Source organism: Chryseobacterium piperi (genome assembly GCF_002285635.2).
GTDB lineage: Bacteria > Bacteroidota > Bacteroidia > Flavobacteriales > Weeksellaceae > Chryseobacterium > Chryseobacterium piperi.
The window spans coordinates 931782-946723 of the sequence record NZ_CP023049.2 but is presented as its reverse complement, the minus strand read 5'-3'; the positions used below and the strand labels follow the sequence as shown (position 1 = coordinate 946723).

The 14942-nt window shown below is 37.5% G+C and carries 11 protein-coding genes; 10 read left to right on the top strand and 1 reads right to left on the bottom strand.

Annotation, left to right across the window (positions count from 1 at the left end; genetic code table 11):
* Positions 1-90: 90 nt before the first annotated feature.
* The 3 genes from bioD to bioA all read left to right on the top strand — a co-directional run bounded on the left by bioD (position 91) and on the right by bioA (position 3083).
* A complete protein-coding gene (gene bioD, locus CJF12_RS04175) occupies positions 91-708 on the top strand; it encodes a dethiobiotin synthase (protein ID WP_034687225.1) in 618 nt (205 codons plus the stop codon).
* The gene (gene bioB / locus CJF12_RS04170) at positions 701-1693 is read left to right on the top strand and encodes a biotin synthase BioB (protein WP_034687223.1); all 993 of its coding nucleotides are present in this window, start codon (positions 701-703) and stop codon (positions 1691-1693) included. The genes bioD and bioB overlap by 8 nt, the downstream gene beginning before the upstream one ends.
* Positions 1694-1799: 106 nt before the next feature.
* A complete protein-coding gene (bioA, locus tag CJF12_RS04165) occupies positions 1800-3083 on the top strand; it encodes an adenosylmethionine--8-amino-7-oxononanoate transaminase (RefSeq protein ID WP_034687222.1) in 1284 nt (427 codons plus the stop codon).
* Between the two features lie 187 nt (positions 3084-3270).
* On the opposite strand, the gene CJF12_RS04160 is transcribed toward bioA, so the two are convergent.
* Positions 3271-3819 (bottom strand): hypothetical protein, encoded by a 549-nt coding sequence (locus CJF12_RS04160; protein ID WP_157759839.1) that lies wholly within the window; start codon positions 3817-3819, stop codon positions 3271-3273.
* A 721-nt stretch (positions 3820-4540) separates the two neighbouring features.
* Here CJF12_RS04160 and CJF12_RS04155 point away from each other — a divergent pair.
* The 7 genes from CJF12_RS04155 (at position 4541) to CJF12_RS04125 (ending at position 14941) form a co-directional block, all read left to right on the top strand.
* Positions 4541-5356: an alpha/beta hydrolase gene (locus tag CJF12_RS04155; protein WP_034687218.1), complete on the top strand. Its 816-nt coding sequence runs from the start codon at positions 4541-4543 to the stop codon at positions 5354-5356.
* 288 nt (positions 5357-5644) lie between these two features.
* Entirely contained in the window at positions 5645-7492 is a 1848-nt protein-coding gene (locus tag CJF12_RS04150; protein ID WP_034687217.1) for a chloride channel protein, read from the top strand.
* 42 nt (positions 7493-7534) lie between these two features.
* Positions 7535-8215, top strand: a complete 681-nt coding sequence (locus CJF12_RS04145) for a response regulator transcription factor (protein WP_034687216.1) — start codon at positions 7535-7537, stop codon at positions 8213-8215.
* Position 8216: 1 nt separating this feature from the next.
* Complete coding sequence (locus CJF12_RS04140) at positions 8217-9584, top strand: HAMP domain-containing sensor histidine kinase (protein WP_034687214.1); 1368 nt, start codon at positions 8217-8219, stop codon at positions 9582-9584.
* 598 nt (positions 9585-10182) lie between these two features.
* A complete protein-coding gene (locus tag CJF12_RS04135) occupies positions 10183-10881 on the top strand; it encodes an MgtC/SapB family protein (RefSeq protein ID WP_034687212.1) in 699 nt (232 codons plus the stop codon).
* A 128-nt stretch (positions 10882-11009) separates the two neighbouring features.
* Positions 11010-13715, top strand: a complete 2706-nt coding sequence (gene mgtA, locus CJF12_RS04130; protein WP_084675683.1) for a magnesium-translocating P-type ATPase — start codon at positions 11010-11012, stop codon at positions 13713-13715.
* An 86-nt stretch (positions 13716-13801) separates the two neighbouring features.
* A complete protein-coding gene (locus CJF12_RS04125; RefSeq protein ID WP_051887382.1) occupies positions 13802-14941 on the top strand; it encodes an efflux RND transporter periplasmic adaptor subunit in 1140 nt (379 codons plus the stop codon).
* Position 14942 lies beyond the last annotated feature (1 nt).

The window sequence follows — 14942 nt, the reverse complement described above, 5'->3', positions numbered from 1 at the left end:
TCCAATTTTATTACTTCTCAACGATTTCGCAATTCAACAATTTTACGTTTTTACAATTCAGCCTTTTTGCTTAAAAAAACAACATAAACAATGAAATTATTCGTAACAGGAATAGGAACTGAAATCGGGAAAACCGTTTGTTCTGCCATTTTAACCCATTATTTCAAGGCAGATTATTGGAAACCCATACAGTCAGGAGATTTACACCATACCGACAGTATGAAAATCAGTGATTGGGTAGGAGATGAGGTGCTTTGTCATCCTGAAACCTATCGCTTACAACTAGCCGCATCACCCCATCAATCGGCATCAGAAGAAGGAAAAGAAATCCGGGTAGATGATTTTCAATTGCCGGAAACATCCAATGCGCTTATTGTGGAAGGGGCAGGAGGACTCATGGTTCCATTATCAGACCATGAACTTATGATCGACCTGATGGAAAAGCTTCGCCTTCCCGTTGTTTTGGTGGTGAGAAATTATCTCGGATGTATCAACCATACTTTATTGTCAATAATGGCACTTAAAGAAAGAGGATTGACATTAGAATACCTGATCCTCAATGGATCTTTTCCCGTCGATTCAGAACGGGTAATCATTAACTATACAGAAAAAAAGACAAAAATAATCAGAATCCCCGATGTCAATGATTTGACAAAGGAAAACATTAAACAGATTTCAAATAATTTAAAAGAATTACAGAATGGATAAAAAAACAAAACTTAGGAATGATTGGACCAAAGAAGAAATAGAAAAAATATTTAATCAACCTTTATTAGAGCTTATTTACCAGGCTGCAACCGTCCACCGGGAATGGCATAATCCGGAAGAAGTACAGATTTCTACCTTATTATCGATTAAAACAGGAGGTTGTGTAGAAGACTGTTCTTATTGCGGGCAGGCAGCACGTTACCACACCAACATCAAGGTACAGGCACTATTACCTACCGAAACCGTTATTGCCCATGCTCAAAAGGCAAAGGATTCTGGGTCTTCAAGATTCTGTATGGCCGCTGCATGGCGTGAAGTACGGAACAACCGTGACTTCGACCGTGTTATTGACATGGTAAAAGGAGTGAATGAACTAGGGCTTGAAGTATGCTGTACTTTAGGAATGTTAACCGAAGAACAGGCAATCCGTTTACAGGAAGCAGGACTTTATGCCTACAACCACAACCTGGACACTTCTGAACAGTATTATGAAGAAATTATCTCCACCCGCACATTTGACAACAGAATCAATACGATTAATAATGTCAGAAAAGCTGGAATTACAGTATGTTCCGGAGGAATTATAGGCCTAGGAGAAACAAACGGCGACCGTATTTCTATGCTGCTGACATTAGCTACAATGCCTAAACACCCTGAATCTGTTCCTATCAATGCCTTAGCCAGAGTAGCAGGAACACCTCTTGAAAATAATCCAAAAGTAGACACCTGGGAAATGGTGAGAATGATTGCTACTGCAAGAATCGTCATGCCATCATCTATGGTCCGCCTGAGCGCAGGACGCATCGAAATGTCGGAAACAGAGCAGGCATGGTGCTTTATGGCAGGAGCTAATTCCATTTTTACCGGTGAAAGAGAAACTCTATTGGTAACACCCAATCCAGGAGTATCTGAAGATATGCAAATGCTGAATACACTGGGACTAAAACCTATGAGAAAGGCGGAAGAAGCTTTGGTCAATAGTTGATAGTTGATAGTTGATAGTTGATAGTTGATAGTTGATAGTTGAAAATTATAGATTATCAATTATTAAAAGTCATTAATACATTAATACTTTTTACATTTTACAAAAAATGAACAACGAATTAAAAAGGAGAGACCGGGCAGTGAACTGGCATCCCTATACACAGATGAAGACGGCAGATGATGCCATTCCCATTATCAGGGGAAAAGGAACCTATCTGTATGATAATGAAGGAAAAAAATATCTTGATGCGGTTTCTTCATGGTGGGTTACTTTACACGGACATGCTCATCCATATATTGCACAAAAGGTATTTAACCAACTGAATACACTGGAACAGGTCATCTTTGCCGGGTTTACCCATGAGCCTGCCATACAGCTTTCTGAAAACCTGCTTAACCTTCTTCCTGAAAATCAAGGAAAGGTTTTTTATTCAGATAATGGATCTACTGCCGTAGAAGTTGCTTTAAAAATGAGTATACAATATGCTTATAATCAGGGCAAAGCAAAAAATAAGATACTAGCGTTTAAGGATGCTTATCATGGGGATACTTTCGGTGCCATGTCTGTAAGCGGAAGAAGCGCATGGACTCAACCTTTTGGAGGAATGTTGTTTGAAGTGATCTTCATTGATACCCCTCATTCCGGTAATCTCGATGATCTGAAAACACAGATCAGTAACGTAGCTGATGAAACAGCCTGCTTTATATATGAACCTTTGGTACAGGGAGCAGCAGGAATGCTGATGCATTCTGCCGAAGATCTCAGCGAACTGATGAAATTCTGCCGAACCAAAGAAATTATCCTGATTCAGGATGAGGTTTTCACAGGATTTGGAAGGACAGGAAAACTTTTTGCAGCTCATCACCTTTCTGAACAACCGGATATCATGTGCTTTTCAAAAGGATTAACAGGCGGAACTATGCCAATGGGAATTACTACCTGTTCAGAAGAAATTTTCAATGCTTTTTTATCGGATGATAAATATAAAACCTTATTTCATGGCCATTCATTTACTGCCAATCCGCTGGCTTGTACTGCTGCACTGGCAAGTATGGAGCTTTTATTACAGGAAAATACACAGTTTGCCATCCAGAGGATTTGTAAGCAACATTCTGATTTCACCAAAATCCTAAATGAGCATGATCTTGTTGAAAATGTAAGACAAACAGGAACTATTTTGGCCTGGGACTTAAAGACCGATCAGGGAACCTCCTATTTTAATGAAACTGGTAAAAAGATCTACGATGAGTTTTTATCACGGGGAATTATTATGCGTCCTCTGGGAAATACAATGTATCTGGTACCTCCATACTGTATTACTTATGAAGAACTTGACTTTATTTATAAAAATATCATAAAAGTACTTCATCTATTTCTTCAACAGAAATAGCTCCATACTCTCGCATTGGCGTAAAATAAAGCAGATTAAAAAAACACAAAATCCAGAGTCTGCTTATTCCGCTTTACTTGCGGGAGTATATTTTTTATAAGGATGATGACAATTTCTTGATGATTAAATTTAAACGCTCACTGATTTTGCAGATCAAGCAGATCAGTAATATAATAAAGCAAGATGTTTATTTTTCTTCCGGGAATACAACCAACTCACCATAAAAATGGGGATCTCCTATTTCATCTTCCCACATTTTCAGATAAATGGTAGGAGTATGTGAATACACATATTTTGTATTCTCTGCAATCACATTATTTTTCATTTTTTCTTTGAATGTTCGACTGGTATAGCCTTTTACTTCAAGAATACAAGGAAGTCTGTATTCCAGCAGTGGAAAATTAATTCTCTGATACGTATCATAAGATTCATACTTCAAGGCTGTTTTTACATTGTACATAATTTTCCGGCCTATATTAGTGAAATTGACTATTAAATCATCTGGAATACTGGATATAGCGTTTCCTTTAAAGTACATTTCAAAATTATTTTGGTTTTGAAGTTGATCTTTAAGAATCTGTTTCTGAGAAGAAGAAAGCTCTTTGATATCCGTAAGTCTATGAATCAACACAACGATCGGTTCATTATTTTTCCGGGAATTGTCTGAAGTATTCTGTGCCAACAACAATACCGGAAAAAGGGCTAACAGAAAAATGGCCAGTTTATTTTTCATCATTTTGGATTTTATCAATGTGTAGTTCATAATATTCACTCAAAAAATATACCGTTCAACAATATTTTAGCTTTGTTATTTCGACAATAGGAGAAATCTCTTCATCGTGTAAAATCGCAAAATCGTTGATTTGTAAAACCGTAGATTTAACGGAGGTTTGTTATTTACGATAGGAGAAATCTCTCTTAATGATTTAAATATATGGTTGTAAGTGTATGATTTAATTAATTTAGATTCCTTCACTTCGCTTACGCTTCGTTTCTGAAATCGAAGATTAGACATAGTCAATGACAAATGGTCGTTATTACCACATTATTTGTCATTGACTTCGTCGAACTTTCAGTTTCCGTAGGAATCTAAACAAAGAAATAACAGAATCCATACTCCGAATAAAATCCTAAAATATACAGGCCTTGCTAAGTGAAACGCCTTTGCGCCTTAAAGACGCATTACTTTTGAATCTTTTGCGACTTTGCGTTTAACTACTATGTTGAGATTCTTCACTTCGCTATGCTGCGTTTCTGAAATCGAAGATTAGACATAGTCAATGACAAATATTACGTTTTAGCTTTGTTATTTCGTCCATTGAATTAGTCCCCCAACAAGAAACATCTGCGTTATCTGTGCAATCTGCGGAATAATAAAAGACTCAGCGCCTGTCTGGCACAATTTTGCCATATTCATCTAAAATACATTAACCACTCAATTAAACAGTTTTTAAAGCATGAAAAATTTAATAAGCCTCTTTTTGGTATTCATCAGTTTTACTCAAATTTCAGCACAACAAATTATTCACAAGGAGATTTTCAGTCCTAAAATGAATAAAAAAATTAAGACTATCATTATTACTCCCAGCCTTAAACCTAAAACCACTTATAAAACCGTATACATTCTGCATGGATTCAGCGGTAATCCTGATAGGATAGTGAAAGAAGATCTACCTAATTTAACCGAAAAGGCAAAGGCTTATAATACAATCTACATTCTTCCTGATGGTAATTATAGCAGTTGGTATGCAGATAGTCCTATTGTTAAAGATTCCCAATATCAAACTTTTATAGGCAAGGAACTGGTAGAGTTTATTGATAAAAATTATCCTACAAAAAAAGAAAAGAGATATAGAGGAATTTTAGGGTGGAGTATGGGTGGCTATGGAGCCATGAATATTGGTGTTACCTATCAGGATACTTTTGGAACTGTAGGAAGTTCTTGTGGAGCTTTGGATTTAAAATCGTTAGGGAAAGGTTATGAGCAATACAAAGTAAATGCCGTTCTAGGGCCTTTGGAATCTTTGGATCCAAAGTTTTTAACCGATAGTAAAATAGAAAAAATGATAGATTCCCAGCAAAATTATATTCTTGATTGTGGAACTGAAGATCAGCAAATGATTACGATGAACAGGAAATTTCATGAAAAACTGGTAGCTGGTAAAATCCAGCACCTTTATATAGAATCTTTAGGTGGGCATACCACAGCATATTGGAGCAGGTCACTATCTGATCAATTAGCTTTATTTAATAAATATTTTGATAATAAATAATTTGAAGCGAAGATCATTATCTCTTATATTCTATGACCATACCAAGGTAAAATCTAATGAAAAAACATATAGCTGCCCGTATTAGCCAGCAATAAAAAATGAGTCACGTAGAATATCCGTTGCTTTTTTCTTATCTTTGTTATCCTGAGTACCTGCCTTTGGAAAGGTTAAAAAAAGACCCGCTAATAATTACCCATTTTTAACATTAGTTTTTTCTTTAATATAGTCTTTCTTTATCGGGTATTGAAAGAAATTCTTAAAAAATAGTCAAATACCAAATATCTACCCGTGAAGATTCACAACAAAAGAAAATATCTTAGTTTTCTTAAATTCAAAAGAGATTTTCAAAAATATGGTCTCGAAAAAGTCCGTAGCTATGAGCTTATTCTTCATTGGCTAAGCAACAGACTAAGTCGTAGCCAGTTTCTGATTCTTTCAGGTATTTTGGTAGGATGTACAGCCGGATTGGCTGGTGTCATCCTAAAAACATTGGTACACACCATCCATTATTTTATTGTCAATAAGGTTCACTTCGAATATCAGATCCTTTTTTATATTGTCTTTCCCTTTTTAGGAATTGTTTTAACGACAAGTATTGTTCTTACGTTATTTAAAGGTCAGGACCGAAAAGGTATTGGTGCTATTCTCTATGAGATTGCCCAGAACTCCAGTATTGTTTCTTCTGTTAAAATGTATTCACAGATTGTTCAGAGTGCAATTACCGTAGGGCTGGGAGGATCTGCCGGGCTGGAAAGTCCTATTGCTGTAACAGGAGCTGCCATAGGATCTAATTACGCCCAGACTTACAGACTCGGCTATAAAGAAAGAACGTTACTTTTAGCTGCCGGTGCTACAGCTGGTATTGCTTCTGCATTTAATGCTCCCATCGCAGGAGTTATGTTTGCATTCGAAATTCTTTTGACAGGAGTGGTCTTTTCAGATTTTATCCCGCTAGTAGTTGCCGCAGTATGCGGAAGTCTTCTATCCAGAATATTGCTTCAGGAGGATATTCTTTTCAGATTTCATGCAAGGGAATCTTTTAATTACCATAATGTTCCCTATTATCTGATATTGGGAATAGTAGCCGGTTTATATGCCCGGTACTTTGTGATTATTTCCCAGAAAGTAGAGCATTTTATCAAAGAGCTCAAAATTTCCCGTATGCGTAAAGCAATGGTTGGAGGTGCTGCGTTGTCTTTGCTTTGTGTTCTTTTTCCTCCTTTATTTGGAGAGGGTTATGAAACCGTAAAAGATTTCACCAACGGGAATACCCATTCTATTATCGAAAATAGTCTTTTCAGATATTTTGAAATAGGAAACTGGACGGTTATTCTTTTTTTGATACTGATCTGTCTATTAAAAGCTTTTGCCACTTCGATTACTATTTTCAGTGGGGGTAATGGAGGGAACTTTGCTCCGTCTTTATTTGCAGGAGGAACTTTAGGTTTTTTATTTGCTATGATCTGCAAGCAGATCGGATTTGAAGATGTTCCGGTTACCAATCTTGTTCTGGTAGGAATGGCCGGAGCTATGAGTGGTGTATTATATGCTCCGCTTACTGCTATATTCCTAATCGCAGAATCCAGCTTTGGATATGATTTGTTTATCCCTTTAATGATTGTGTCCGTTATTTCTTTCCTTATTGCTAAATGGTTTTCAGCTATTTCTCCTGAATTGAAAAACATGGCCGATGAAGGGAAAATATTCACCCATGAGCACGATAAAAACCTGATGTCTTCATTACGAACAAAAGATCTTATTGATTTTGACTCTCAGGTAATCAGTAGTGAAGCGCCAATCAATGATTTATATGAATTAATAAAAAACAGTAAGAAAAATATATTTGCAATAGTAGATGATGAAAAGACGTTGAAGGGAATTCTAACTCTGGATGATATCCGCCCTTTACTTTTTAACAGGGATAAAGATGCTTCCATTACCATTCAACAGCTTATGAAAGCTCCACCGGCAGTTATTCATCCCGGAGATGAACCCTTAAAAATCATCCAGATTTTTGATGATACCGGAGTATGGAACCTACCTGTTGTTGATGCCTACAATCGTTTTATCGGCTTTGTTTCGAAATCAACGGTTTTGATGAGCTATAGAGAATTATTAAAAAAATACTCTGATTAAGTATTCTTTTTACCCGTATAATATTTGAGTAAATTTGTCTGTATGAATATTCTTATTATAGAAGATGATCAAAGAGTAGCCCAACTTATCCAGAGGGGTTTGGAAGAACAGGATTTTACAGTAAGTGTCGCATACGATGGGCTTTCCGGTAAAAAACTGGCGTTGCAGAATGAATACAGCCTGATCATCACCGATATTGTCCTCCCCAAAATGGATGGTATAGACCTATGTAAGGAAGTCCGGCAGATCAAACCAGACATGCCTATTATTATGCTTACTGCATTGGGAACTACAGATGATAAAGTAGAGGGTTTTGATGCAGGAGCAGATGATTATCTGGTGAAACCCTTCGAGATGAGAGAGCTTTTGGTGCGCATCAGGGCTTTATTAAAAAGGAATGTCAAAATATCCCAAAACACAGGTTTTATTCTTCGTTATGCAGAGCTGGAAATGAATCTCCATACCAAGCTGGTAAGACGCGGTACCAAGGATATTAACCTGACTCCAAAGGAATTTAAACTCCTGGAATATATGCTGCAAAATCCGGAGCGGGTTTTATCCCGAGTGGAAATTGCGGAGAAGGTCTGGGATACACATTTCGATACAGGAACGAATTTTATTGATGTTTATATTAATTATTTGCGAAAGAAAATCGATAAAGATTTTGATCGTAAATTGATCCATACTAAATCAGGAATGGGATTTATTTTAAAATCTGAATAAAATGCAGATCAAAACACGGCTTACCATATTGTTTACGATTATCATGGCAACCATCTTAATGATATTTGCTTTTATCATCTATTATTCTGCCACCAAAAGCCGTGAAAATGAATTCTATGCACTCCTTAAAAAAGAAGCTTACACCAAAGCCAATCTCTTTTTAAATGCCCAGGTGGATAAGCGTACTTTACAGGAAATTTACCACAACAACCGGAAGACTTTAAATGAAGTGGAGGTTGCAATTTACAATACTGATCACAAACTTCTATATCATGATGCTGTAGATATTGATTTCGTAAAAGAAACTCCTAAAATGCTTGGTACCATCAACTCAAAAGGAGAGATCGACTTTTATCAGGACGACTGGCAGGTAATCGGAGTTGTCTATCCCTATAAAGGCCAGAAATATCTTGTTACAGCAGCATCTTTTGACCAGTACGGGTACAGTAAAATTAACAACCTGCTAAAAACAATGGTCGTTGTTTTTATATTTTCCATGATCGTCATTTTCCTGGCAGGAAGAATCTTTTCGAGAAAAGCTTTTCAGCCTGTTAATGAGATGACGGAAAAAGCACGAAATATTTCCGCCACCAATCTCGATTTGCGTCTGGAAACTACCGGAAATAAAGATGAACTATCCCAGCTGGCCAATACATTCAATGATATGCTCAACCGTCTGGAAAACTCCTTTGATTCCCAGAAAAGCTTTGTATCCAATATTTCTCACGAGTTAAGAACGCCTCTTGCAGCTATCATTACTGAACTTGAACTATCTGTTAACAAAGACAGAACCAATGAAGAATATAAAGTAGTCATAAGCAATGCTTTAAATGATGCCAAAAAACTGGCCCGTTTATCCAACAGCTTACTAGATTTTGCCAAAGCCAGCTATGATCCTACCGAAATATCATTTAAGCCTGTTCGCATAGATGAAGTTTTGCTGGATGCCCGTCAACAGGTGCAGAATTATGATCACGACTATAAAATCGATCTTAATTTCCGGTCAGATATTGAAAAAGAAAATCAGATTTTGGTCTATGGAAATGAATATCTTTTGAAGGTAGCGTTCGTTAATCTCTTTGAAAATGGATGTAAATTCTCGGAAGATCATAAAAGTACGGTTTCTATCATCTTCGGAAATGATACTATTGTTTTAAACTTTACAGACGAGGGAATCGGTATTCCCGAAAATGATCTGAATTCCATCTTTCTTCCTTTCCATAGAGGAGAAAATAAAGAATTTGCAGATGGTAACGGTATTGGCCTTCCATTAACGAAAAAAATAGTGGATCTCCATAAGGGAACATTAACCGTAACTTCTCAAAAGAATACAGGAACCACTTTCACTGTAGAATTACCCCATTTATAATTTCCAGTAAGCTCGTATCCTCATAATGGCAAAATCGCTGATTTGCTAAATTGTGAATGTAACAATGCTTGTCATTTCGAACATGGGATGAAGTCTTGCGAACGTAGTTCACCGGAGACATCTCTTCCTATTTTTTACTTATAAACTACATTTGCAGATTTACTCTGTATTCTGAAAATCTTTGATTTTCAACTTATGTGAACTTTTATGCAGTATCAATGAAACTTGAATCAACTAAAGTGTTTAAAAACTTTTGTGCCTTTTGTGGTTGTTTTTTTACCACAAATGACTCAGATGGGCACAGATATTTGTAAAGGCTAAATTACAAAATCGTGAATGTAATCAGTGTTTGTTCATTCCGAGTAGGTTTTTATAAAAACCCAGATCGAGAAACCTGTTATTTGATAGATCTCGATACCTATTTCTTCTGAATTACAATCGTAGACTTTCAGTCTGTATTATGAAAAACAGCCGCTCTGACGATTATCTATCCGTTTTGAAATTCTAATAAAATTCTAATTTTTTTCTACTGCTTCTCTAACCGGGATTACGGAAGATAGTAGAGACCTTTGTGCCAGCAAATAAAAGGAGAGGAGATATGGGAATTTTGGAATTTACAATCAGACTGGTTACCGGTATGCTGCTCGGTTCAGCAATCGGCATTGAGAGACATTGGCGTCAGAAAAGTGCAGGCCTTCGTACCAATACTTTGGTATCGTTGGGCGCTACTGCATTTATCCTTCTTTCCATTAAAATAGGTGGTGATGCTACCGGCAGAATTGCTTCCTATATCGTGAGTGGCATTGGATTCCTCGGTGCCGGAGTTATCATGAAAGACGGATTGAATGTTCAAGGTTTAAATACAGCAGCTACGATCTGGTGTTCAGCTGCAGTAGGTGCGTTGAGTGGGATGGGACTACAGCTTGAAGCCGCAGTAGTTACTGCTACCGTTATGCTTACCCATATTATCCTTCGTCCTATTGGCCTTCAGCTTAACAGATTTACATTCGTTAAATCACATGGTGATCCAACTGATTACCTCTTTACTATCAAATGTACTGCAGAGGTGGAGAATCATATCCGGGTATTGCTTATGCAGATGCTGGGTAACGATGAAAAATTATTACTAAAATCCTTATCAAGTGATGACGTAGACCAGAATGTCGTCATTACTGCGGTGATAAAAACCGCAGTACCTCAGGACAGCTTGATAGAACGCACTGCAAGCCGTCTTACTATTGAAGAAAAAGTACACAAAGTAAGCTGGGAGATTATCGGTACCCAATCAGAACTGTAAGCCTTCTTTCAAAATCTATTCTTCATAGCCTTTATCAATATAAAAATTCCTTAAAAACCGGATGTCCGTACATTCATCTGAATCCAGATCATTCCGGTTCTTATAACCAATAAATAAAAAACGGTGTCATGATTAAGCTAAAAGAAAAAATCAAAAACCCGTTCCATTCAATCATCAATTCTGATGGAATGAATGTAGGAACCACCACCAAACTGCAAAATGCAGCCAGCCAGGATGATAAATTTGTCTATGCTATGCTGGAAACAAGCCCGGAAGGAATAACGGAACTAACAGCAGAGGAACGAAAAGGAAAATTCGGACTCAACGAAATACAGCATCAGAAAGCACCCAAATGGTACGTACAGCTAATAAAAGCTTTTGCCAATCCATTCATTTATATACTATTGGCTATTGCATCGGTTTCTTTCATAATTGATGTATGGCTTCCATCTGCAGAAGAACGTGATTTCAAAACAGTGATTGTCGTTTCGATCATGATCCTGATCAGTACGTTATTACGCTTTATCCAGGAATTCAGAAGCAATAGTGCCGCTGAGAAACTGAAAAGTATGGTAAAAACGACGGCTACTGTATTGCGTAAATTTCAAGGTAAAAAAGAAGTTCCTATCAGTGAACTCGTTCCCGGAGATATTGTTTACCTGTCCGCGGGAGATATGATCCCAGCGGATTGCCGGATTATGCTAAGCAAAGATTTATTTATCAGCGAAAGTATGTTGACGGGTGAAGCCTTACCCGTAGAAAAAAATTATCTTCCCATTCGTGATGCCGAGAAAAAGCCGGTTATCGAGCTGAATAATTTATGCTTTATGGGAACCAATGTAGTAAGCGGTTCTGCAACAGCGGTCATTGTTGTCACCGGAAGTTACACCTATTTTGGAAGCATCAGCAAATCCATAACCGGCGAGCGTCCTGAAACCAGCTTTGATAAAGGGATCAATAAGGTAAGTTTTCTTTTGATCCGGTTTATGCTGGTTATGGTGCCTGTTATATTCCTGGTTAATGGAATCTTAAAAGGTAACTGGCTGGAAGCTTTATTATTTGCTATAGCCGTTGCCGTAGGATTAACTCCTGAAATGCTCCCTATGATCGTAACAGCAAATCTTGCCAAAGGAGCTGTTAATATGAGCAAGCGTAAAGTTATTGTTAAGCGCCTTAATTCTATCCAGAATATTGGGGCAATGGATATTCTGTGCACAGATAAAACAGGAACCCTTACGTTGGATAAAATCGTCCTTGAAAAACATCTGAATGTACATGGAGTAGAAGATGATGAAGTTTTAAAATGGGCTTACCTGAACAGCTTCCATCAGACAGGGTTGAAAAACCTTCTTGATAAAGCTGTATTGGAACATATTGAGCTTCATGACTATCTTAAAGTAGAGGAAAAATTCCTCAAAGTAGATGAAATTCCTTTTGATTTTCAGCGCCGAAGAATGTCTGTGATTTTGAAAATGCACAATGGTAACCATTTGCTTATTTGTAAAGGAGCAGTGGAAGAGATGCTGGAATTATGCAGCAGGACTTTTGATCCGGGAGACAACAGAAATCTTCATATAGAAAATGATAAAACGGTACCCATGGATGATGCCATGCGTAAAATCGTGCTGAAGACCTCAAAAAAGATGAATGAAGAAGGGCTTCGTGTGATACTTGTTGCCATCAGGGAATTTGATGCTTCTCATCCACTTACTTATACATTAGAAAGTGAAAAAGATCTTACGTTAACCGGCTTCATCGGATTTTTAGACCCCGCAAAACCATCAGCCAAACCTGCGATAGAATCGTTGCAAAAACTCGGTGTCAATGTAAAAGTACTCACCGGAGATAACGAAGTGGTTACCCGAAAGATCTGTAAAGATGTCGGAATTCCTGTCCAACAGATCATTAATGGAAAAGATCTGGATGAAATGTCTGATGAAGTCTTAACTGAACAAATGGATACTGTATCCGTATTTGCTAAACTTAATCCTTTGCAAAAAGTAAGAGTAGTTAAAGTATTACGAAGTAAAGGACATACCGTAGGTTTTATGGGAGACGGAATTAACGATGCAGCTGCACTGAGAGAATCCGATGTAGGAATCAGTGTGGATACGGCAGTAGATGTAGCCAAAGAAAGTGCTGATATTATCCTCCTCGAAAAAGATCTTATGGTCTTAAGAAAAGGAGTGATCTACGGAAGAAGAACGTTTGGAAACATTATCAAATACATCAAAATGACAGCAAGCAGCAACTTCGGAAATATGTTCAGTATGTTAGGAGCCAGTGCATTTCTGCCTTTCCTTCCCATGCTTCCTGTACACCTGTTGATCCAGAATTTACTGTATGATATCTCCCAGATTTCTATTCCCTGGGACAGAATGGATGAAGAATTTCTGGAAACTCCTAAAAAATGGGATGCAGGCGGTGTTGCAAAATTTATGTTCTTTATAGGACCTATCAGTTCTATTTTCGACTTTGCCACTTTCGCAGTGATGTACTTTGTATTTAAAGCCAATACGGTAGAGCATCAGACCTTATTCCAAACCGGATGGTTTGTAGAAGGATTGCTATCACAGACCCTGATCATCCATATGATCAGAACCCGTAAAATTCCATTTATCCAAAGTTGGGCTACAGCTCCAGTAGTAGCACTCACTTCACTGATTATGCTCATAGGAATTCTGTTGCCATTTTCACCTTTTGCAGCCGCATTGAAAATGCAACCTTTACCATTAAGCTACTTTCCTTGGCTTTTAGGTATCCTGACTTCATACTGTCTGCTTACCCAATGGGTAAAAAACTGGTTCATTAAAAAGTTCAATACCTGGCTCTAAAAACGAAAGACCAAATAATCCGGTTTATTACCGGATCCCCCTTAATCTTAAACTAAAAAATATAAACAACTAAAATTTTAAACCTGATGATTATCGAAGCAACAAAAAAGAGAAACAGTATAAGGGCATTGCTATTGCTCACAGCAACCTCGATCATTGTTTATTCCTGCGGAGACAAAAAAGAATCCCCTGAAAACACCAGCTCATATGTGGTGAAAGGAGATACCATTGCGCTACAAAAAAACTCCAATATCATCCCAAAATTAGTACTGCAGACTATAAAAGAAGAAGATTACAATCCTAACCTGGTTACAGTAGGAACCGTAAAAGCTATTCCTAACAGTTATGCGGAAATCACCTCTCCATTTGCCGGCAGAATACTTAAATCATATATTAAACTTGGACAAAAGGTAATGCCCGGCTCACCTTTATTTTCAGTAAGTTCCGCCGATTATTTTGCTGCTCAGAAAGAGTATCGAGATGCCCAGCAGGAACTTCGGCAATCAGAACTCAACCTGAAACGTCAACAGGATTTGTTAAAGCATGGAGTGGGTATACAGCGGGAAGCTGAAGAAGCCGCTACCGACTTTCAAATTAAGAAAACAGCACTTGCTAATGCTTCCGCCGCATTAAAGATTTTTAAGAATACAGATAAAATGTCTCCCAATACTCCTTTAGTAGTTGTTTCTCCGATCAAAGGGGAAGTGATTACCAATAATATTGTTATGGGACAGTATTTAAAGGAAGATGCTCCACCGATTGCCCTCGTGGCAGAATTATCCAAAGTCTGGATTGCAGGTCAGATAAAAGAAAAAGATCTCCGCTTTTTACAGAACCTTAACGGAGTGGAAGTCAATGTCAGCGCTTATCCGGACAAGAAAATTATGGGAAAAATATACCATATCAATGAAATTGTAAATGAAGAAACCCGAAGCGTAGAAGTACTTATAGAGTGTGAAAACAGCGATCGTATTTTAAAACCCGGGATGTTTGTCAACCTGAAATTCAGTGAGACTTCTGAAAGAGCAATATTTGTTCCTACTAAAGCCATTCTTCAGTTCAATGACCGAAACTATGTGCTCGTACAGACTGCAAAGAATGAGTATGTCAAAAGATATGTGGATACAGGGATTACTGAAAACAATACAACACAGATTATTAACGGATTGAAACCGGGAGAAACAATCATCACAGATGGAGCTTTTTACCTGTTAGATACTAAATAGA

What these genes read in the sequence shown, in the direction of transcription:
- CJF12_RS04155 (WP_034687218.1), top strand. Translation starts at nt 4,541, where the DNA reads ATGAAAAATTTAATAAGCCTCTTTTTGGTATTCATCAGTTTTACTCAA.
- CJF12_RS04160 (WP_157759839.1), bottom strand. Translation starts at nt 3,819, where the DNA reads ATGATGAAAAATAAACTGGCCATTTTTCTGTTAGCCCTTTTTCCGGTA.
- CJF12_RS04140 (WP_034687214.1), top strand. Translation starts at nt 8,217, where the DNA reads ATGCAGATCAAAACACGGCTTACCATATTGTTTACGATTATCATGGCA.
- bioD (WP_034687225.1), top strand. Translation starts at nt 91, where the DNA reads ATGAAATTATTCGTAACAGGAATAGGAACTGAAATCGGGAAAACCGTT.
- CJF12_RS04135 (WP_034687212.1), top strand. Translation starts at nt 10,183, where the DNA reads ATGGGAATTTTGGAATTTACAATCAGACTGGTTACCGGTATGCTGCTC.
- bioB (WP_034687223.1), top strand. Translation starts at nt 701, where the DNA reads ATGGATAAAAAAACAAAACTTAGGAATGATTGGACCAAAGAAGAAATA.
- CJF12_RS04145 (WP_034687216.1), top strand. Translation starts at nt 7,535, where the DNA reads ATGAATATTCTTATTATAGAAGATGATCAAAGAGTAGCCCAACTTATC.
- mgtA (WP_084675683.1), top strand. Translation starts at nt 11,010, where the DNA reads ATGATTAAGCTAAAAGAAAAAATCAAAAACCCGTTCCATTCAATCATC.
- CJF12_RS04125 (WP_051887382.1), top strand. Translation starts at nt 13,802, where the DNA reads ATGATTATCGAAGCAACAAAAAAGAGAAACAGTATAAGGGCATTGCTA.
- bioA (WP_034687222.1), top strand. Translation starts at nt 1,800, where the DNA reads ATGAACAACGAATTAAAAAGGAGAGACCGGGCAGTGAACTGGCATCCC.